We start from the raw sequence: 16,950 nt of genomic DNA on the forward strand, positions 1-16,950 counted from the left end.
CCTTTTTGTCCGCGTCATTTACATCCATCACGTTTGTGTGCTCCACGAGTAACAACGGTCGCCCTGAGAAAGTTGGTAGCTATTAGGATTTAAAGGAACCTTTTTGTCCAAGGCAGGTTCCGGCGGGCGGCGCACGCGGGGCCCGTGCTGCGATGGACGGGGGGCGGGAGGGGGTCAGCCGGCCTGCTGGTGGGGTGACGGCGGACGGCCTGTACGGGGGGCCGGGGGCGCCGCTGGTGCGGCACCTGCAGCGGCTGGAGCAGGAGCTGCGGGCCGTGCTGGAGACGGTGCAGGCCTGCCGCCAGATTTTTGATGCGCCGCGGGAGGCCGAGCCGGCTGAGCGAGCCGTGCCTGCAGCCTCCAGTGCGTCGACTGCGGCCTGTGGTCGGGTCACGTCCTTCGCGGCGTCTGCGTCTCTTCCGGCCGCACCCTTTTCGTCGTCGGCCCTTTCTTCCCCGACTCTTTTCTCCCCGCTGTCGTCCCTGCTGGCCTCGCCGGCGGCTGCGAACGACCGGGGCGCGTGCGCTTCGAGCGCATCCGACTTCCTCTCTTCGGCGAGCGCCGCCTCCGGCAGCGGTGGTGCTGGCGGCGTGCTGCCGCGCATCGACGGGGCGCTGGGCGAGACGGGGTGGTCGCTGCTGCGCGACGGATGGGTGCTGGTGGCGCCGGATGGATTCCGGCTGAGGCTGAACCTGTGCGAGCGGGCGATCCTGAGCGCGATGGTGTGCGCGCCGCAGCACGCGCTGTCACTGGGTGGGCTGATCGAGCTGCTGACGCAGACGCGGGCGAACTTCGGGCAGAAGCCGCTGGCCACCAGCAGCATGCGCATGATCCTGATGCGGCTGATGAAGAAGCTCGAGCGCTCGGGCGCGCCGTGTCCGATCCTGTCGGTGCATGGCTGGGGCTACCGGCTGAGGGTGGGTGACGAGCCGGCGGGCGGGCGTGGGCAGATGGTGCAGGTGGGCCGGACGGCTGCTACTGCTACTGCTGCTGCCCGCGTTGCTGGCATGCCCATGTCGGCAGCCCGCACGCCGTCCATGCTGGGCTCCATTGCACTGACGCCGGCCTCGTCCTTTGGCGAGCCGATGACCCCGTCCACCCCATCTTCCATCGCGCCGTCCTTTGCGGACGCCTTTGCTGTCCCTGCCAGCGCCGCGGCTGCTGCAGGTGCTGCCGCTGCCTCGCGTACGCCGGCGCAGCCGACCTCCCCGATGCCTGTTCCTGCTGCCCGACACGGCGCGTCGTCCGTGCGTGCGGGCGTTGCGCAGCGGGCCTCCGGAGCGCTTGGCGGGTGACGCGCCGATGCGTACCTGTGCCTGTGCGCCGCGTGCGGCGGCCGCCCCTGTGATTTTGAGCGGCGCCCCTGCGAGGGCGCCGGCGTGTTCGACCCTGTCCTGTAGCAGCCCTGAAGACCTGAAAGAGGTGAAGACCATGAAACACCGCCTGATGAATCCCTTGATGAACGTGCGCCTGATCGCGCCGGCCTTGCTGAGCGTGGTGCTGGCCGTGCCACCACTGGCGGCTGGGGATGTCCTGCGTGGGCATCGCCCAGGACCAAGCCATCAGGTCGGCGGCGCTTGGCGCCTGGCCGCCGGCCAGCGGATGGCCGGCACGCACGGCAGGGCCGACCACGTCGTCCACCAGCGGCACGGTGCGCAGGTCGGACTCGGGCGGCAGCAGCCCCAGCAGCAGGTCGATGCGGCCTTCGCGCAGCTCGCGCCGCATGCCGATGTTGGTGCCCAGCAGCACCTCGAACTGGATGCCGCTCTGCGAAAGCAACTGTGCGCAGATCTGCGGCAGCACATGCGCCGCCGTGCTCAGGCCGCTGCCGATGCGCACATGGCCCGTCGCGCCTGTCGAGAAGTCGCGCAGCTCCTGCTGAACCTGGCTGGCATGCTGGAGCAGCGGCCGGGCGCGCTCCAGCAGCAACAGGCCCGAGGGCGTCAGTGCCACGCCCTGGGCATCGCGCTCGATCAGCCGCTCGCCCACCGCCGACTCGAGGCGGCGGATGCATTTGGTGATGGCCGGTTGGCTGCGGCCGAGCACTTCGGCGGCGCGGCTGACGTTGCCCAAAGTCGCCACCGTTTCGAAGAACTTGAGGTCGCGCAGGTTGTAGTCCATGAATAAAGGATATGACGCCCGCACCATTAGCGATTGGACCGGTCGCCGATGACGCAGGACGATGCCGCTCTTTTCAGCAGCGAGGGCATCTCATGCAGGTTCAGGATGGCAAGGTCCAGGTCGCTTCGATGCGCGGCCGGTGTTCGGAGGCGGAATGGCAGGCCCGGGTCGATCTGGCCGCCTGCTACCGCCTGATCGACCTTTACGGCATGGCCGACATGATGGCCAACCACATCTCCATGCGCGTGCCGGGCGAGGAGGCCTTCCTCATCAACCCCTACGGCATGATGTACGAGGAGATCACGGCCTCCTGCCTGATCAAGGTGGACCACGCCGGCACCATCCTGGCCACGCCCGACTTCGGCGCGCTGGGCTACGGCATCAACAAGGCCGGCTACGTGATCCACAGCGCCGTGCACGAGGCGCGGCCCGAGGTCGCCTGCGTGATCCACACGCACAGCTGGGCCTCGATGGCGGTCTCCGCGCTCGACTGCGGCCTGCTGCCCATCACACAGACCGCCATGCGCTTCCTCAAGGTCGGCTACCACGAGTACCAGGGCGTGGTGCTCGACACCAAGGAGCAGGCCTCGCTGATCGAGGACCTGGGCCAGGGCGAGGCCCTGATCCTGCGCAACCACGGTGTGCTGACGGTGGGCCGCACGGTGGGCGAGGCCTTCAACTGGATGCACCGGCTCGAACTCGCCTGCCGCGCCCAGCTGGGTGCGATGGCCTGCGGCGTGCCGCTGCGGCCCGTGCCTGCGCCGGTGCTGGAAGAGACCTGGAACCAGTACCAGCCTGGCACCCGCCGGCCCTACGGCCTGATGGAGTGGCCCGCCCTGCGACGCAAGCTCGACCGGCTGGACCCGAGCTACGCGCTCTGACGATCCGGAAGAACAACCACGACATTGGAGACATCGCGATGAATCCCCTCACTCTTTCGCAGCTGGGCCGCCGCCTGCTGGCCGGCGCTGCAGCGCTGACCCTGTCCGCCGGCGCGCTGGCGCAGGCCTACCCCACCAAACCCGTGAAGGTGATCGTGGCCTTCACGGCTGGCGGCACCACGGACATCCTGGCCCGCGCAACGGCGCAGAAGCTCACTGAGAAGCTGGGCCAGCCCTTCGTCATCGACAACAAGCCGGGGGCGGGCGGCAACATCGGCACCGAGATGGCGGTGCGTGCCGCGCCGGACGGCTACACGCTGATCGTCAACTCGGTCGGGCCGATGACGGTCAACCAGACCCTCTACAAGAACCTGCCCTACGACCCGCTCAAGGACCTCGTGCCGGTGGTGCAGATCGCCGACGTGCCCAATGTGCTGGTCGTGCATCCCAGCGTGCCGGCCCAGGACCTGGCGCAGTTCATCGCCTATGCCAAGGCCAACCCGGGCAAGCTCTCCTATGGCTCGACCGGCGTGGGCACGTCCTCGCACCTGTCGAGCTTCATGCTGAGCCAGCGCGGCGGTGTGGAGACCGTGCACGTGCCCTACAAGGGTGCCAATGCGCTCACCGACCTCCTGGCGGGGCGGCTGCAGTTCATGTTCGCCACCGCGCCCACGGTGATCCAGCACATCCGCGCGGGCAAGCTGCGGGCGCTGGCCGTCTCCGGCGACCAGCCCTCGCGCTCGCTGCCCGGCGTGCCGACGGTGGCCGAGAAGGGCTTCCCGGGCTTCTCGGCCAGTTCCTGGTTCGGCTTCTTCGCCCCGAAGGGCACGCCGGACTCCGTCATCCGGCTGATCAACAAGACCGTGAACGACGCGCTGCCTTCGCTGGAGGAACAGCTGGTGCGCGAAGGGGCCGAGCCCGCGGGCGGCACGCCGGAGCGATTCGGCGCCTTCGCGCAGCGCGAGCACGAGAAGTGGAAGGCCATCGTGCGCGACTCCGGCGCTACCGCGGAGTGAGCGTGCGTCTCGGGCGGCTCCCTCCGGGCCGCGCTAAGCCCTTCCACGACAAGACAGAAGACATCCGCATGAGCCTTCTCGCACGCCTCGCCCGGGGCCTCCTGGTGAGCGTCCTCGGTGGCGCCTTCCTCGCCGCCCACGCCGAATACCCCGACCGGCCCCTGCGCCTCGTGGTGCCGTTCACGCCGGGCGGCAACATCGACGCCACCGCGCGGATCGTGGCCCAGGGCCTGTCCGAGCAACTGGGGCAACCTGTGGTGGTCGACCACCGGGCCGGTGCCGGCGGGGTGCTGGGATCGGAGCTGGTGGCCCGCGGCCCGGCCGATGGCTACACCCTGCTGCTGGGTTCGTCCGGTGCGCTGGCCACGTCCAAGGCCCTGAATCCGGAGATCAAGCTCGATCCGGCCAAGGACCTGGTGGCCGCTTCGCCCATCGCGCGTGCGCCGCTGCTGCTGGTGCTCGATCCGTCGCTGCCCGTGAAGACCGTCGCGGACTTCATGGCGCATGCCAAGGCCCATCCCGGCAAGGTGACGGTGGCCTCGTCGGGCAGCGGCACGGCGGCCCATCTCACCGCGGAGCTCTTCCAGATCCAGGCGGGCGTCAAGCTGCTGCATGTGCCCTACAAGGGCAGCGCGCCAGCCATCGCCGACCTGCTGGGGGGGCAGGTCGATTCGAGCTTCGACCAGTTGGCCTCGACGCTGCAGCAGATCCGCGCCGGCAAGCTGCGCGCGATCGGTGTGACCACGGCCCGACGGTCGTCCATCGTGCCGGACATTCCGACGCTGGCCGAATCCGGCCTGCCCGGCTTCGAGGCCAGCACCACCGCCGGGCTGATGGTTCCCGCGGGCACGCCAGCGCCGGTGATCGCCCGATTGCAGGCCGCCATGGCGAAGCTGCTGCAGGCGCCGGAGATCCGCCAGAAATTCGAGGCCCTGGGCTCCGACGTCGTGACGGGCAGCGGGGCCGATTTCGACGCGCTGCTGCGCTCGGAGATCGACAAATGGTCGCGCGTGGTCAAGGAAGCCGGAGTGCAGGTCCGATGACGACACCCTTGCCGCAATCGGCGACGCTCCGCGCGCCGCCCTTGTGCCTGGCGCCGATGCCGGCCCTGCGCGCGCCGTGGAATCGTCTGCCGCCGGGCGCCACCGACTGCCATTGCCATGTCTTCGAGGACCCGGTCCGCCATCCGTGGGGCGCCGAGCGCTCGTACACACCGCGCCTCGCGGACCGTCATGCCTACGCCGCCCTGTGCCGCAGCCTGGGCCTGGAGCGCACGGTGCAGGTCAGTGCCAGCGTCTACGGCGCAGACAACCGGCTCACGCTCGACCTCATCGCCGAGCTGGGCCAGGACCGGGCCCGCGGTGTGGCCGGCATTGCCGCGTCGACCACGCAGGCCGAACTGCATGCGCTGCATGACGGCGGCATGCGCGGGGTGCGCGTGTCGACGCTGGTGAAAGGCTATGGGGGCAGCGAGGCGATGGCAGGCATCGCCGCGCGCATCCAGCCGCTGGGCTGGCACCTTCAGCTGCATTTCGAACACGCGGCGGAGATCGCTGCGCTGGAAGCATCGTTGCTGCGCCTGCCCGTGCCGCTGGTGTTCGATCACCTGGGCTGCGTGCGCGGCAGCGAGGGCGTGGATCACGCCGGCTTCCAGGCGATGCTGCGCATCCTGCAGCGGCGCGACGACTGCTGGGTCAAGGTCTCCAGCTGGTATCGCCGGTCGGATGCGGTGCCCGGATGCGAGGACATGCGCCCGCTGGTCCAGGCCCTGGTCGATACCCGTCCGGATCGGCTCGTCTTCGGCACCAACTGGCCGCACCCGGCGCTGTTCGCGCCGGCGCAGGTGCCGGTCGATGCGGACCTGGTGGACCAGTTCTGCGACTGGGTGCCGGACGCGCAGGTGCGCCGGGCGATCCTGGTCGACAACCCGGCGTGGCTCTACGGCTTCGCGTGATCGCCCGTCTCAGGCGCTCCACACCACCTGGGTGGCCCTCGCGCATTCGTTCATCACGGTCAGGGCGCGCACGACGTTGTCCGTACCCATGACGAAGGGGTTGCGGGCGGCGCCGCCCTGCTGGCGGGCCTGCAGTTTGTTCACCGCCTCGTCGAAGATGTCGTGGTTGGAGATGAACACGTCCACGCCCTGGGCCTTCACCAGGCTGCGCACACGTTCCGTCTGGTCGATGTAGGCCTGCAGGCGCTGCATGCGGTCGGGGCTCTTCTGGAAGTTGAAGGCGGTGCCGCCCCACAGCAGCGCGCGGTGGCGGCGCGTGCCTTCGCGCACGTCGAACAGCAGCGAGACGGTGCCCATGGTGTGGCCCGGGGTGAGCAGCACGTCGACTTTGGTGTCGCCCCAGGTCAGCGTCTCGCCTTCCTTGAGCACCAGGTCGCGCTTGGGCGGGCGGCCCCAGTCGGGCCGGTCGAACTCGAGCTTGGTCTCGGTCATCGTCCAGTCCGCCTCGCTCATGGCGGCCCGTGCGCCCGAAAGGGACTTCAGATGGGCGAAGCCGCCGTAGTGGTCGCCGTGGCCGTGCGTGATCAGCACGGCGCGGATCGTCGCCGGGTCCTGGCCCAGCTTGCGCAGGCCCGCGGCCACCAGCGTCCGTGCTTCGTCGTCGTTGTCCATGGCGTCGATCACGACCAGGCCTTCCGACGTGGTGATGCCCCAGGCGCTCACCCACTTGTTGCCGACGAAGCCCAGGTTGTCGAAGGCCCAGCCCGGCGCGGGTGCGGGCATCGCCATCAGCGCGTCGGGCGACACCGGCGGTGCGCTCGGCGTGGGCGCGATGCCGTCGCCCAGGCGCATGTAGGCGAGCAGGTCGGTGCCCGCGGCGCGGCGAGCCGCGTCCAGGTGGGCCTGGGCCGCGGCCGGCAGCGGACCCTTGGTCTGAGCACCGGCCAGGGGCAGCGCGCAGCAGAGGCAGCCGGCGGCCAGCAGGCGACGCCGGCTCAGCGCCGCACCCTCGGGCAGGGACGGCGTATCGGCGGCGGAGCGCAGGAAGTTGAACAACGACGATGCCATGGGCGATCTCCTCAGGGTTGCACGTAGGCGGTCTTGACGGTGGTGTAGAACTCGGCGGCGTAGCGGCCTTGTTCACGCGGGCCGTGGCTCGACGCCTTGCGGCCGCCGAAGGGCACGTGCGGGTCCACGCCAGCCGTCGGTGCGTTGACCATCACCATGCCGGCCTGCAGCTGGCGCTTGAAGCGTGCCGCCTGCTTCAGCGAGGTCGTGCACACGCCCGAGGACAGGCCGAAGGCCGTGTCGTTGGCGACCGCCAGGGCTTCATCGGCATCGCGCACGCGGATGACCGTGGCCACCGGGCCGAAGATCTCCTCGCGGTTGATGCGCATGGCGTTGGTGGTCTCGGTGAACAGGGCCGGCTGCAGATAGAAGCCCGGCTTGCCGTCGACCTGGGGCAGGGCGTCGCCGCCGGCCACCAGACGTCCGCCTTCCTCGCGGCCGATGCGGATGTAGTCCAGGTCCTGTTCCAGCTGCTTGGCATCGACGACGGGGCCGATCACGGTACCGGGTGCGCGCGCATCGCCCACGGCCAGGCCACGCATGCGTTCGACCATGGCGGCCACGAAGCGGTCGTGGATGCCTTCGGTGACGACGAGGCGGGAGGATGCGGTGCAGCGCTGGCCCGTCGAATAGAAGGCGCCATTGATGGCGCAGGACACGGCGACCTCCAGGTCGGCATCGTCGAGCACGACCATCGGGTTCTTTCCGCCCATTTCGAGCTGGAACTTGGCCATCGCGCCGGGGCGCGACACGCAGGCCTGCGCCACCTTGCGGCCGGTGGCTTCCGAGCCGGTGAAGGTGACCGCCGAGACGCGCGGGTCTTCGAGCAGGGTGTCGCCGATCTCGCGGCCCCGGCCCATCACGAGGTTGAAGGTGCCGGCCGGCAGGCCGCAGCGGCTGAGGATCTCGGCCAGCGCCCAGGCACTGCCCGGCACCAGGTCCGCCGGCTTGAACACCACGGCATTGCCGTAGGCCAGCGCCGGTGCGATCTTCCAGGCCGGGATGGCGATCGGGAAATTCCACGGCGTGATGATGCTCACCACGCCCACCGGCTCGCGCGTGATCTCCACGCTCATGCCCTGGCGGGTGGAGGGCAACAGCTCGCCGCCGACGCGCAGGGCCTCGCCCGCGAAGAACTTGAAGATCTGCGCGGCGCGCACCACTTCGCCCACCGCGTCGGGCAGGGCCTTGCCTTCCTCGCGCGCGAGCAGTTCGGCCAGCTCGGCCTTGCGGGACTGGATCTCGCTGCCGGCCTGGTCGAGCGCATCCGCGCGTTGCTGCGGCGACAGTGCGGCGCACGCAGGCTGGGCCGCCTGCGCTGCAGCGATGGCGGCCTCGGCGTCGGCGCGGCTGGCGCGGGCGTACAGGCCGACCACGTCACGCGTGTCCGACGGGTTGATATTGGGCGCGGCGTCCTGGCCTTCGGTCCATTCGCCGCCGATGTAGTTGCCGTGGGTCTTGGTGGTCATGCGGGTGAAGGTGTGGATTCGGGGTAGAGGCCGTGCACGCGGCCGAAAAGCCGGGCCATGCCCAGCAGCGCGCCGATGGCGGGGGTGGCGACCCCCAGCCGCTGCCCGATCTCATGGGTGGCGCCCACGATGGCGTCGAGTTCCAGCGGCCGGCCGGCCTGGGCGTCCTGCAGCATGGAAGTACGGAAGGCGCCCAGCTTGGCCGTCACCGCGTGGCGGGCCTCGGGGGCTTCGTCGATGGAGCAGCCGATCTGCCGGCCGATGAGGGCGGCTTCCTGCATGGCGGCCGAGCAGAAGTCGCGCACCAGCGGGTCGGCCAGGATGCGGTCCACCGTGGCGCCGGTGATGGCGCTCACCGGGTTCATCGTGAGGTTGCCCCACAACTTGTACCAGATGGCCGTGCGCACATCGTCGCTGCGGGTGGCGTCGAAGCCCGCGCGTGCGAGCAGCGACACCACCGCGTCGGCACGCTCACTGGGCCGCCCGTCGGGCTCACCCACGATCAGGCCGCGGCCCATGTGGTGCTGCACCACGCCGGGCGTCGGCGTGGAGGCGCTGGCATGCACCACGGCGCCCAGCACGCGCTCATAGCCGATGGCCGCGGCGATGCGGCCTTCGGGGTCGACGCTGCGCAGGCCCGTCTCGACGAAGCCGTTGATGCGCTGGCAGAACCACCAGGGCACGCCATTCATCGCGGGCAGCACGAGGGTGTTCGGGCCGAGCAGCGGCCCCAGCGTCGGCGCCAGGCTGGCCAGCGCCGGCCCCTTGACCGCGATGACGACCAGGTCCTGCGGGCCCAGCTCGGCCGGCCGGTCGGAGGCGCGGGTGGGCACCTGCAGCCGCTCGCCGTCGGCCTCCTGCAGTTGCCAGCCGTCACGCCGCAGCGATTCAAGGGTGGAGCCACGCGCCAGGGCGCAGACCTCGGCCTGGCCGGCTGCCGCCAGCCGGGTGCCGATCAAACCGCCGATGGCGCCCGCCCCGACGATGCAGACCTTGCCGATCATTCGCCCTTGGCCGTGCGAAGGTTGGCCTTGAAGTGTTCCGGCACGCGTTCGTCGAAGCCCAGCGCCACGCGGCGCACTTCGGGGCTGTCGGTGGGCGCATGGCCCACGCCCAGCGCGGCGGCGCGCGGCGCGTCGATGGCCACCACCGTGCCTTCCACGCGGCCGATGCCGGTGATCTCGCAGGCCACGACGTTGCCCGGGTTGACGCTGCGCGAATGGCAGGGCGTGCCCATCAGGATCACGTCGCCGGGCATCAGGGTGATGTGGCGGGCGATGTCGGCAATCACGTAGTGCGGGCCCCAGATGGTCTCTTCGCCGATGTGCGCTTCCTGCACCACCAGGCCGTCCACCGTGGTGCGCAGCGTCTGCGCGAACAGGTCGACGCCGCGCACGATGCCGGGGCCGATGGGCAGCAGCGTGTCCGCGCCCTTCACGCGCAGCATGCTGCCCTGGTCGGTGTCGCGGAAGTCCTGCAGGCCCATGTCCAGCGCGGGGCAGAAGCCTTCGATGTAGTCCCAGGCTTCGTCGGGCGTCACGTTGCGGCAGGTGCGTCCGATGACGACGGCGTATTCGCCCTCGTAGTTGAGGTACTTGCAGTCCGCCGGCTTGAGGATCTGGCCCTTGTGGCCGTTGAGCGAGGTCGGCGGCTTGGTGAAGTAGGTGGGCGTCTCGGTCGGCTTGGGCTTGTTGCGCGTCTCCATGCTGCGCGAGCTGTAGGAGATGTGCACCGCGATGATCTTGCTCGGGTTGACCGGCGGCAGGTAGGTCTGCGCCTCGGCGTCCAGCATGCGGCCATCGTCCAGGCGCAGGCGGCCGGCGTCGGCGCCTTCTTCCACCATCGTGCCCCAGAAGGCGCTGCCACCGATGAGGACGCGGCGTCGCTCGACGCGGGGGCCCTGCATCACGGTGGGCAGGCTCTGGAGTGGGAATTCGAAGTTCATGGCGATTCTTGTGTGGGGGCTCAGGCGGGGAACCAGATGTGGATGTTCCCGGTGCCCCGGGCGTTCTCGTAGGCGGACAGGGCCTCGCCCTTGGCGCGGCAGTCGGCGCCGCCCATGGCGCCCAGCATCTGCAGGTAGTGCGCGCCGAAGGCCTCCCAGGGCTTGCGGCGGTATTCACCGTCCCAGCGCTCCAGGATCAGGTCGTGGCGGCCTTCAGCCATCAACGCGATGGCCCCCTTGTCGCTCTCGATGTTCTCGGGCGAGGAGACGTTGCTCTCGTGGAAGATGCGCGGATGGTTCGGTTTCCAGTCGATGCCGTTGAACTTGTGGCTGAGCGCGCCCGAGGCCAGCAGCACCACGCGCAGGCCGCTGGCGCGGATGCCCTCGCCGATGTCCTCGCCGGACTGGACGAACTGCTCCCAGCGGCAGTTCTGGCACGAGCTCACGGTCACCACCGGCGTGTCGTCCAGTTCCAGCCGCAAATGCTTGACCAGGTTGACCGTGGCGTAATGCCGACCCAGATCGGGGTGGTCGATGACGCGCACATAGCCCTGGCGTGCACGCGAGGCGGTCTCCAGCGCCCGGGCCAGCCGCGGATGGCCGCGGTAGGCGAAGGGCACGCCGTGCAGGTACCACGGCATCTCGTCGGAGATGTAGGTGCCGCTGTAGCGCGCGCCGCCGTCCACCAGGTGGTAGCCGGTGGTGAACCAGTGGCTGTCGAAGATCATGACCACGTCCGGCTTCGCGGCCGCGATGCGCTCGCGCAGCCGGGCATAGCCGGCGATCAGGTCCGAGTCTTCACCGGCGCCCTGCAGGCGACGGAATTCCTCGCACTGCATGAGGCCGGGGTGATGCGACACGATGGCCGATCCAACGATCTGTCCCATGGAAATGTCTCCTGATGGCGTTCAGCGGTGGCTGAAGCTCGCCTTGAACGGCTTTTTGGGAACCACGACGTCCTTGATGTCGCAGAAGAATTCGAAGCTCCAGTCGCCGCCTTCGCGGCCCACGCCGGAGCGCTTGATGCCGCCGAAGGGCGCGGCCAGGTCACGGATGCCGAAGCTGTTGACCCAGATGAAGCCGGTGCGCACCTGCTTGGCGATCTCGGTGGCGTGCCCGGTCTCGCCGTAGCAGACGCCGCCCAGGCCGTAGTCGGTGCCGTTGGCCAGCGCGATGGCCTCTTCGTCGCTGGCGAAGGTCTGCAGCGTGAGCACGGGGCCGAAGACCTCGTTCTGCACGATCTCGCTGTCCTGCGCCACCTGGGTGACCATGGTCGGCTTGAAGTACTGGGCACCGAAGCCGTGACGCTCGCCACCCCACAGCAGCTCGGCACCGGCCGCGACGGCGCGTTGCACGAAGCCTTCGACGCGCTCCACCTGGCGCGGATGGATGATGGGGCCCACCTCGGTGGCCTCGTCGCGCGGGTCACCCACGTTGAGCTTCTCGACGTGGCTGCGCATGGTGGCGATGAAGCGCTCGGCCACCTTCTCGTGCACCAGGAAGCGCGTGCCCGCCAGGCAGACCTGGCCGGCGTTGCGGTACATCAGCGCGCCAGTGGCGGCGGCGCCGTCGAGGTCGGCATCTTCCAGCACGATGAAGGGGCTCTTGCCGCCCAGCTCCAGGCTGCAGGGCACCAGGTTGGCACCGGCGGCCTGGGCGATGGACTTCGCCGTGGGCACGCTGCCGGTGAAGGAGACGCGCGCGATGCGCGCATCGCCGACCAGCCGTGCGCCGGTGCTGGCACCGGTGCCCTGCACCACGTTGAAGACGCCCGGCGGCAGGCCGGCCGCGTCGGCGCAGTCGGCCAGCAGCGAGCAGGTCAGCGGTGCCCACTCTGGCGGCTTCAGCACGCAGGTGTTGCCCGCGGCCAGGGCCGGGCCCAGCTTCCAGGTGGACAGCATCAGCGGTGCGTTCCACGGCGTGATGATCACCACCACGCCGGCCGGGTCGTGGCGCACGATGTGGTGGGCCTGCTCGGTGTCGATGGGGCGGTTCTGCAGCTCCAGCGCATGCTGGGCGAACCAGCGGATGTTGAGCATGGCGCGTGGCACCACGCCGTGGCGCATGCGCGAGAGCAGCACGCCGGCGTCGGTGCTCTCCAGCCGGCAGAAGTCGTCGGCGCGCTTGCCGATCTCCTCGGCGAAGCGCTCCAGGTAGGGCAGTCGCTCGGCGGCGCTCATGGCGCTCCACGCCGGGAAAGCGCGCTGCGCGGCCTGGATGGCGGCCTCGGTGTGGTCCTCCAGGCCTTCGGCGATGCGGCCCAACGGCTTCTGGTCGATGGGGCTGAAGAGCTCGAAGGTGGTGGCCGAGGGCACGCGACGGCCGTCGATGTAGTGGTCGGGCGAGACCTTGACGCCCGCCACGTCCAGCAGGGAAGTGGTCATTCGGAATGCTCCTGGTTGGGTGGCAGCAACTTGCCGGGATTCATGAGGCCGTGCGGGTCGAGCGCGGCCTTGACGGCCTGCATCAGGCGCAGTTCGACTGGCGACTTGTGGCGCGCGGATTCGTCCCGGCGCAGCACGCCCAGGCCGTGTTCGGCCGAGATCGAGCCGCCATGGGCCACGACCGCGTCGTGCACGCACTGGTTGATGGGCTTTTCGAGCGCCTCGAAGGCGGCGCGGTGCTCCGCGCCCAGCCGGTCGGCGGCGGGCGAGAGGTTGTAGTGCAGGTTGCCGTCGCCCAGGTGGCCGAACACGACCAGCCGCTCGCCCGGCCACTGCCGCTCGATCTGCGCGCCCATGGTGGCGATGAAGTCGGCGATGCGGGAAATGGGCAGCGCGATGTCGTGCTTGATGGTGCGGCCTTCGGCGCCCTGCGATTCGGAGATGTCCTCGCGCAGTGCCCACAGGGCCTGGAACTGGGCCAGCGTGGCCGAGAGGGCGGCGTCGGTGGCCAGCTCCTGCTCCAGCGCGGCTTCCAGCAGGCCTTCGATGGCGGCGCTGGCATGGGCTTCGTCCACGTTGTCGCTGACTTCCAGCAGCACATACCAGGGCGAGCGCTCGGCCAGCGGCAGGCGCGCGCTGTCCACATGCTTTTCCACCAGCGCGATGCAGGTGTCGCTCATCAGTTCGAAGGCCGTGAGGCCGGCGCCCAGGCGCGACTGGGCCAGCTGCAACAGCTGCAGTGCGGCGGCCGGGTCGGGCACGGCGACGAAGGCAGCCACCTGCGCCGCGGGCAGCGGGTGCAGCTTGAGCACCGCGGCGGTGATGACGCCCAGCGTGCCTTCGCTCCCGATGAACAGATCACGCAGGTCGTAGCCGGTGTTGTCCTTGCGCAGGCCGCGCAGGCCGTCCCACAGCTCGCCCTGTGCCGTGACGGCCTCGAGGCCCAGGCACAGCTCGCGCGCATTGCCGTAGCGCAGCACCTGCACGCCGCCGGCATTGCTGGCCAGGTTGCCGCCGATGGTGCAGGTGCCTTCGGCGGCCAGGCTCAGCGGGAACAGCCGGCCGGCTTCGCGCGCGGCGTCCTGCACCTGCTGCAGCGTCACGCCGGCTTCCACCGTCAGCGTGTTGTTGATGGTGTCGATGGCGCGCACCTTGTTCAGGCGCGTGAGCGACAGCACCAGCGTGCGGCCCGACGTATCGGGCGTGGCGCCGCCCGACAGGCCGGTGTTGCCCCCCTGCGGCACCACGGCGATGCGGTGCTGGGCGCACCAGCGCACGACTGCGGCCACATCGGCGGCGCTGTCGGGCTGGGCCACGGCGACGGCCTGGCCGGTCCACTTGCGGCGCCAGTCGGTCAGGAAGGGCGCCTTGTCCGCCTCGTCCACCAGCAGGCGGCCGGCGAAGGCTTGGCGCAGTTCGTCCAGTGCGGCCTGCATGCTCAGTAGCCCGAGGTGCTGCCGGCGGCGGGCGCCGGGGCTTCCTTGAAGCGGCGGGCCAGGGCGCGGCTGGCCTGGGCCAGCAGGGTCGCGTCCACGCCCACGGCGATGAAGCGTGCGCCCTTGCCTATCCAGTGGCGGGCGGCCGTCTCGTCGGTGGCCAGGATGCCCGGCGCCTTGCCGGCGGCCTGGATGCGCGCGAATGCATGCTCGATGGCTGCGCGCACGTCCGGATGGCCGGGCTGGCCCAGCAGGCCCATCGAGGCCGACAGGTCCGCAGGGCCGATGAACACGCCATCGACGCCTTCCACGGCCGCGATCTCGTCGATGCGCGACAGGGCGGAGGCCGTTTCGACCTGCACCAGCAGGCACATGCGGTCGTTGGCGGTCTGCAGGTACTGCGCATCGGCGCCCCAGCGCGAGGAGCGCGCCAGGCCGCTGCCCACGCCGCGGATGCCCTGCGGCGGATAGCGCATGGCCTGCACCAGGCCGCGGGCCTGTTCGGCATCTTCCACCATCGGCACCAGCAGTGTGGTGGCGCCGATCTCCAGCACCTGCTTGACCAGCGCCGCGTCGCTGTGCGGAATGCGGACCACGGGATGGGCGGGGTAGGGCGCCACGGCCTGCAGCGTGCCCAGCATGGAGCGCAGGTCGTTGGGGCCGTGCTCGCCGTCGACCAGCAGCCAGTCGAAGCCGGCGGTGGCGCACAGCTCCGCGGTGTAGGGCTCGGCCAGGCCGAGCCAGAGGCCGATCTGGGCGCCGGGTACGGCCAGCGCGGCCTTGAAGGTGTTCACGGTGGAGGTCATCAGACGAACTTCAGGGAGATGGAGCCGAGCGGGCCGTAGTCCGCGTGGAAGGTGTCGCCGGCGGCGCAGTGCGCCGGCCGCGTGAAGGAGCCGCCCAGCACGATCTGGCCGGCTTCCAGCCCCTCGCCGTGGGGCGCGAGCTTGTTGGCGAGCCAGGCCACGCCGTTGCCCGGGTGGTTGAGCACCGCGGCGCCGAGGCCCGATTCCTCGATCACGCCGTTCTTGAAGAGCAGCGCACCGGCCCAGCGCCAGTCCACCTGGTCCGGGCGCATCGGTCGGCCGCCCATCACGATGCCGGCGCTGGCGGCGTTGTCGGCGATGGTGTCCAGCACCTTGCGCGGCGCCTTGGTCACGCGGTCGAACTGCTCGATGCGGGCATCGATCAGTTCCAGGGCGGGGATCACGTAGTCGGTGGCATTGAGCACGTCGAACAGCGTGACGTTGGGCCCGCGCAGCGGCTTCGCGAGGATGAAGGCGAATTCGGCTTCGAGCCGCGGCACCAGGAAGCGGGCGGCTTCCACCTCGGTGCCGTTGTCGATCACCATGCTCTGCAACAGCACGCCGTAGTCGGGCTCGGTGATCTGCGAGGCGATCTGCATGGCCCGCGAGGTCAGGCCGATCTTGCGGCCGACGATGGTGTCGCCACCGGCCAGCTTGAGCGCCGTCCATTCGCGCTGGATGGCGTAGCTGTCGGCGATGGTCATGCCGGACAGGCGCTTGCTGAAGTGCTCGACGGGCTGGCGGCTGCGCTCGGCCTCGATGAGCTCTTGGGCGAGCGCGCGGTTGCGCTCCTGGGAATCCTGGAAATCGGTCATGGGTGTGTCTCCTGGGCTGCCCTGTCATGAAGGGCAGGAGGCCGTTTTGATGAAGGTGAAGTCTCGGCAAGGCGGTCGTCCGCCACAAGCAATGGATTTGGAACAGTGATCAAGCAGCGCTTGATAATCGACCGATGGCCCTGACGCGCTACACCCTTCGCCAGCTCGAGGCTTTCGTCGCCGTGGCGGAGCAGCGCAGCTTCACCGGCGCGGCGCAGCGCATGGGGCTGACGGCGCAGGCCGTGAGCCAGCTGATCGCCGAGCTGGAGGCGATCGTCGATTTCCGCCTCTTCGAGCGCACCACGCGGCGCGTGGCGCTGTCCAGCGCGGGCCAGCACTTCCTGGGGCCCGCCGAGACGGTTCTGCGGCATGTGCAGGCCGCGGAGATCGCGGCCTCCGATGTGCGCAATCAGGCGGCCGGCATCGTGCGGGTCGGTGCGCCGCAGGTGCTGGCCGGCGCGGCCATCCCGGCGGCCATCGGCGCCTTCCAGGCCCTGCGGCCTCGTGTGGTTGTGCGGGTGAAGGACCTGCCGGTCGACCAGCTGGTGGATGCGGTGACGGCCGGCGACGTCGACCTGGCGGTCGGGCCGGATCGGCCCACCGGCGAAGGTGTGCAAGGTACCGCCGTCTTCGACAGCCGCTGGGTGCTGTGGTGCGCCCCGGACCATCCGCTGGCACGCCGCAGGCAGTTGCGCTGGACCGACCTGCACGGCCATGCCCTGGTGGCGGCAGGCCGCGACCATGAGCGCAGCGTCTCGCAGATGCATGTCAATGCCCCGGCGGATGCGCGGGTGGAGCCGGTCGACGTGGTGGACAACGTCTCCACCGCCCTGGGCATTGCCGCCCAGGGGCTGGCGGCGACGCTTGCGCCGGCCTACGTGGGCGTGGTCGCGCGGCCGCTCGGCCTGGTGATGCGCCGCGTGGTCGAGCCCGAGACGGTGCGCACGGTCTGCCTCTACCGCTCGACGGTGCGCACCCTGCCGCCAGCGGCCGAGGCCTTCGCCGACCACCTGCTGCAGTGGTTGCCCGGCTGGCAGAAGAAGGACGATTGAACG

15 protein-coding genes and 1 pseudogene are annotated in these 16,950 nt (G+C 70.1%); 6 read left to right on the top strand and 10 right to left on the bottom strand.

The features are described from left to right. The first annotated feature begins 194 nt into the window (after nucleotides 1-194). On the top strand, nucleotides 195-1,295 hold the full coding sequence (locus L0984_RS10920; RefSeq protein WP_234193752.1) for a helix-turn-helix domain-containing protein: 1,101 nt from the start codon (nucleotides 195-197) through the stop codon (nucleotides 1,293-1,295). A gap of 229 nt (nucleotides 1,296-1,524) precedes the next feature. Here the strand turns inward: L0984_RS10920 and L0984_RS29960 are convergent. Then, nucleotides 1,525-2,148: pseudogene (locus L0984_RS29960) on the bottom strand (LysR family transcriptional regulator); the annotation flags it as partial. A gap of 65 nt (nucleotides 2,149-2,213) precedes the next feature. Between L0984_RS29960 and L0984_RS10930 the strand changes: the two are divergent. The 4 genes from L0984_RS10930 to L0984_RS10945 all read left to right on the top strand — a co-directional run bounded on the left by L0984_RS10930 (nucleotide 2,214) and on the right by L0984_RS10945 (nucleotide 5,972). After that, on the top strand, nucleotides 2,214-3,002 hold the full coding sequence (locus tag L0984_RS10930) for a class II aldolase/adducin family protein (RefSeq protein ID WP_234193754.1): 789 nt from the start codon (nucleotides 2,214-2,216) through the stop codon (nucleotides 3,000-3,002). A 38-nt stretch (nucleotides 3,003-3,040) separates the two neighbouring features. Beyond that, nucleotides 3,041-4,018, top strand: coding sequence for a Bug family tripartite tricarboxylate transporter substrate binding protein (locus tag L0984_RS10935; RefSeq protein ID WP_234193755.1), 978 nt, complete (start codon nucleotides 3,041-3,043; stop codon nucleotides 4,016-4,018). A gap of 68 nt (nucleotides 4,019-4,086) precedes the next feature. Beyond that, the gene (locus L0984_RS10940) at nucleotides 4,087-5,061 is read left to right on the top strand and encodes a Bug family tripartite tricarboxylate transporter substrate binding protein (RefSeq protein WP_234193756.1); all 975 of its coding nucleotides are present in this window, start codon (nucleotides 4,087-4,089) and stop codon (nucleotides 5,059-5,061) included. After that, on the top strand, nucleotides 5,058-5,972 hold the full coding sequence (locus L0984_RS10945) for an amidohydrolase family protein (RefSeq protein WP_234193757.1): 915 nt from the start codon (nucleotides 5,058-5,060) through the stop codon (nucleotides 5,970-5,972). Before L0984_RS10940 ends, L0984_RS10945 begins: the two co-directional genes overlap by 4 nt. A gap of 9 nt (nucleotides 5,973-5,981) precedes the next feature. On the opposite strand, the gene L0984_RS10950 is transcribed toward L0984_RS10945, so the two are convergent. Genes L0984_RS10950 through hpaH form a run of 9 tightly spaced genes read right to left on the bottom strand, consistent with a single transcriptional unit; the run spans nucleotide 5,982 to nucleotide 15,895 of the window. Beyond that, the gene (locus tag L0984_RS10950; RefSeq protein WP_234193758.1) at nucleotides 5,982-7,040 is read right to left on the bottom strand and encodes an MBL fold metallo-hydrolase; all 1,059 of its coding nucleotides are present in this window, start codon (nucleotides 7,038-7,040) and stop codon (nucleotides 5,982-5,984) included. A gap of 11 nt (nucleotides 7,041-7,051) precedes the next feature. Further along, the gene (locus L0984_RS10955) at nucleotides 7,052-8,509 is read right to left on the bottom strand and encodes an aldehyde dehydrogenase family protein (RefSeq protein WP_234193759.1); all 1,458 of its coding nucleotides are present in this window, start codon (nucleotides 8,507-8,509) and stop codon (nucleotides 7,052-7,054) included. Beyond that, complete coding sequence (locus L0984_RS10960; RefSeq protein WP_234193760.1) at nucleotides 8,506-9,513, bottom strand: ketopantoate reductase family protein; 1,008 nt, start codon at nucleotides 9,511-9,513, stop codon at nucleotides 8,506-8,508. Before L0984_RS10960 ends, L0984_RS10955 begins: the two co-directional genes overlap by 4 nt. Next, nucleotides 9,510-10,454: a fumarylacetoacetate hydrolase family protein gene (locus tag L0984_RS10965; protein WP_234193761.1), complete on the bottom strand. Its 945-nt coding sequence runs from the start codon at nucleotides 10,452-10,454 to the stop codon at nucleotides 9,510-9,512. Before L0984_RS10965 ends, L0984_RS10960 begins: the two co-directional genes overlap by 4 nt. A 20-nt stretch (nucleotides 10,455-10,474) precedes the next feature. Beyond that, nucleotides 10,475-11,341 (bottom strand): extradiol ring-cleavage dioxygenase, encoded by an 867-nt coding sequence (locus L0984_RS10970; protein WP_234193762.1) that lies wholly within the window; start codon nucleotides 11,339-11,341, stop codon nucleotides 10,475-10,477. A 21-nt stretch (nucleotides 11,342-11,362) separates the two neighbouring features. Then, the gene (locus L0984_RS10975; protein WP_234193763.1) at nucleotides 11,363-12,838 is read right to left on the bottom strand and encodes an aldehyde dehydrogenase; all 1,476 of its coding nucleotides are present in this window, start codon (nucleotides 12,836-12,838) and stop codon (nucleotides 11,363-11,365) included. Beyond that, entirely contained in the window at nucleotides 12,835-14,274 is a 1,440-nt protein-coding gene (locus L0984_RS10980) for an FAD-binding oxidoreductase (RefSeq protein ID WP_234193764.1), read from the bottom strand. The genes L0984_RS10975 and L0984_RS10980 overlap by 4 nt, the downstream gene beginning before the upstream one ends. Before the next feature lie 2 nt (nucleotides 14,275-14,276). After that, the gene (hpaI, locus tag L0984_RS10985; protein ID WP_234193765.1) at nucleotides 14,277-15,080 is read right to left on the bottom strand and encodes a 4-hydroxy-2-oxoheptanedioate aldolase; all 804 of its coding nucleotides are present in this window, start codon (nucleotides 15,078-15,080) and stop codon (nucleotides 14,277-14,279) included. Beyond that, nucleotides 15,080-15,895, bottom strand: a complete 816-nt coding sequence (gene hpaH, locus L0984_RS10990; protein ID WP_234193766.1) for a 2-oxo-hept-4-ene-1,7-dioate hydratase — start codon at nucleotides 15,893-15,895, stop codon at nucleotides 15,080-15,082. The genes hpaI and hpaH overlap by 1 nt, the downstream gene beginning before the upstream one ends. Nucleotides 15,896-16,029: 134 nt before the next feature. Between hpaH and L0984_RS10995 the strand changes: the two genes are divergently transcribed. Beyond that, nucleotides 16,030-16,947 (top strand): LysR family transcriptional regulator, encoded by a 918-nt coding sequence (locus L0984_RS10995; RefSeq protein ID WP_234193767.1) that lies wholly within the window; start codon nucleotides 16,030-16,032, stop codon nucleotides 16,945-16,947. The last annotated feature ends 3 nt before the right edge of the window (nucleotides 16,948-16,950 follow it).

This window comes from Pseudacidovorax sp. NFM-22 (assembly GCF_021401245.1).
Taxonomy (GTDB): domain Bacteria; phylum Pseudomonadota; class Gammaproteobacteria; order Burkholderiales; family Burkholderiaceae_C; genus Xenophilus.

What these genes read in the sequence shown, in the direction of transcription:
- L0984_RS10995 (WP_234193767.1), top strand. Translation starts at nt 16,030, where the DNA reads ATGGCCCTGACGCGCTACACCCTTCGCCAGCTCGAGGCTTTCGTCGCC.
- L0984_RS10960 (WP_234193760.1), bottom strand. Translation starts at nt 9,513, where the DNA reads ATGATCGGCAAGGTCTGCATCGTCGGGGCGGGCGCCATCGGCGGTTTG.
- L0984_RS10970 (WP_234193762.1), bottom strand. Translation starts at nt 11,341, where the DNA reads ATGGGACAGATCGTTGGATCGGCCATCGTGTCGCATCACCCCGGCCTC.
- hpaH (WP_234193766.1), bottom strand. Translation starts at nt 15,895, where the DNA reads ATGACCGATTTCCAGGATTCCCAGGAGCGCAACCGCGCGCTCGCCCAA.
- L0984_RS10955 (WP_234193759.1), bottom strand. Translation starts at nt 8,509, where the DNA reads ATGACCACCAAGACCCACGGCAACTACATCGGCGGCGAATGGACCGAA.
- L0984_RS10980 (WP_234193764.1), bottom strand. Translation starts at nt 14,274, where the DNA reads ATGCAGGCCGCACTGGACGAACTGCGCCAAGCCTTCGCCGGCCGCCTG.
- L0984_RS10930 (WP_234193754.1), top strand. Translation starts at nt 2,214, where the DNA reads ATGCAGGTTCAGGATGGCAAGGTCCAGGTCGCTTCGATGCGCGGCCGG.
- L0984_RS10935 (WP_234193755.1), top strand. Translation starts at nt 3,041, where the DNA reads ATGAATCCCCTCACTCTTTCGCAGCTGGGCCGCCGCCTGCTGGCCGGC.
- hpaI (WP_234193765.1), bottom strand. Translation starts at nt 15,080, where the DNA reads ATGACCTCCACCGTGAACACCTTCAAGGCCGCGCTGGCCGTACCCGGC.
- L0984_RS10965 (WP_234193761.1), bottom strand. Translation starts at nt 10,454, where the DNA reads ATGAACTTCGAATTCCCACTCCAGAGCCTGCCCACCGTGATGCAGGGC.
- L0984_RS10945 (WP_234193757.1), top strand. Translation starts at nt 5,058, where the DNA reads ATGACGACACCCTTGCCGCAATCGGCGACGCTCCGCGCGCCGCCCTTG.
- L0984_RS10940 (WP_234193756.1), top strand. Translation starts at nt 4,087, where the DNA reads ATGAGCCTTCTCGCACGCCTCGCCCGGGGCCTCCTGGTGAGCGTCCTC.
- L0984_RS10950 (WP_234193758.1), bottom strand. Translation starts at nt 7,040, where the DNA reads ATGGCATCGTCGTTGTTCAACTTCCTGCGCTCCGCCGCCGATACGCCG.
- L0984_RS10975 (WP_234193763.1), bottom strand. Translation starts at nt 12,838, where the DNA reads ATGACCACTTCCCTGCTGGACGTGGCGGGCGTCAAGGTCTCGCCCGAC.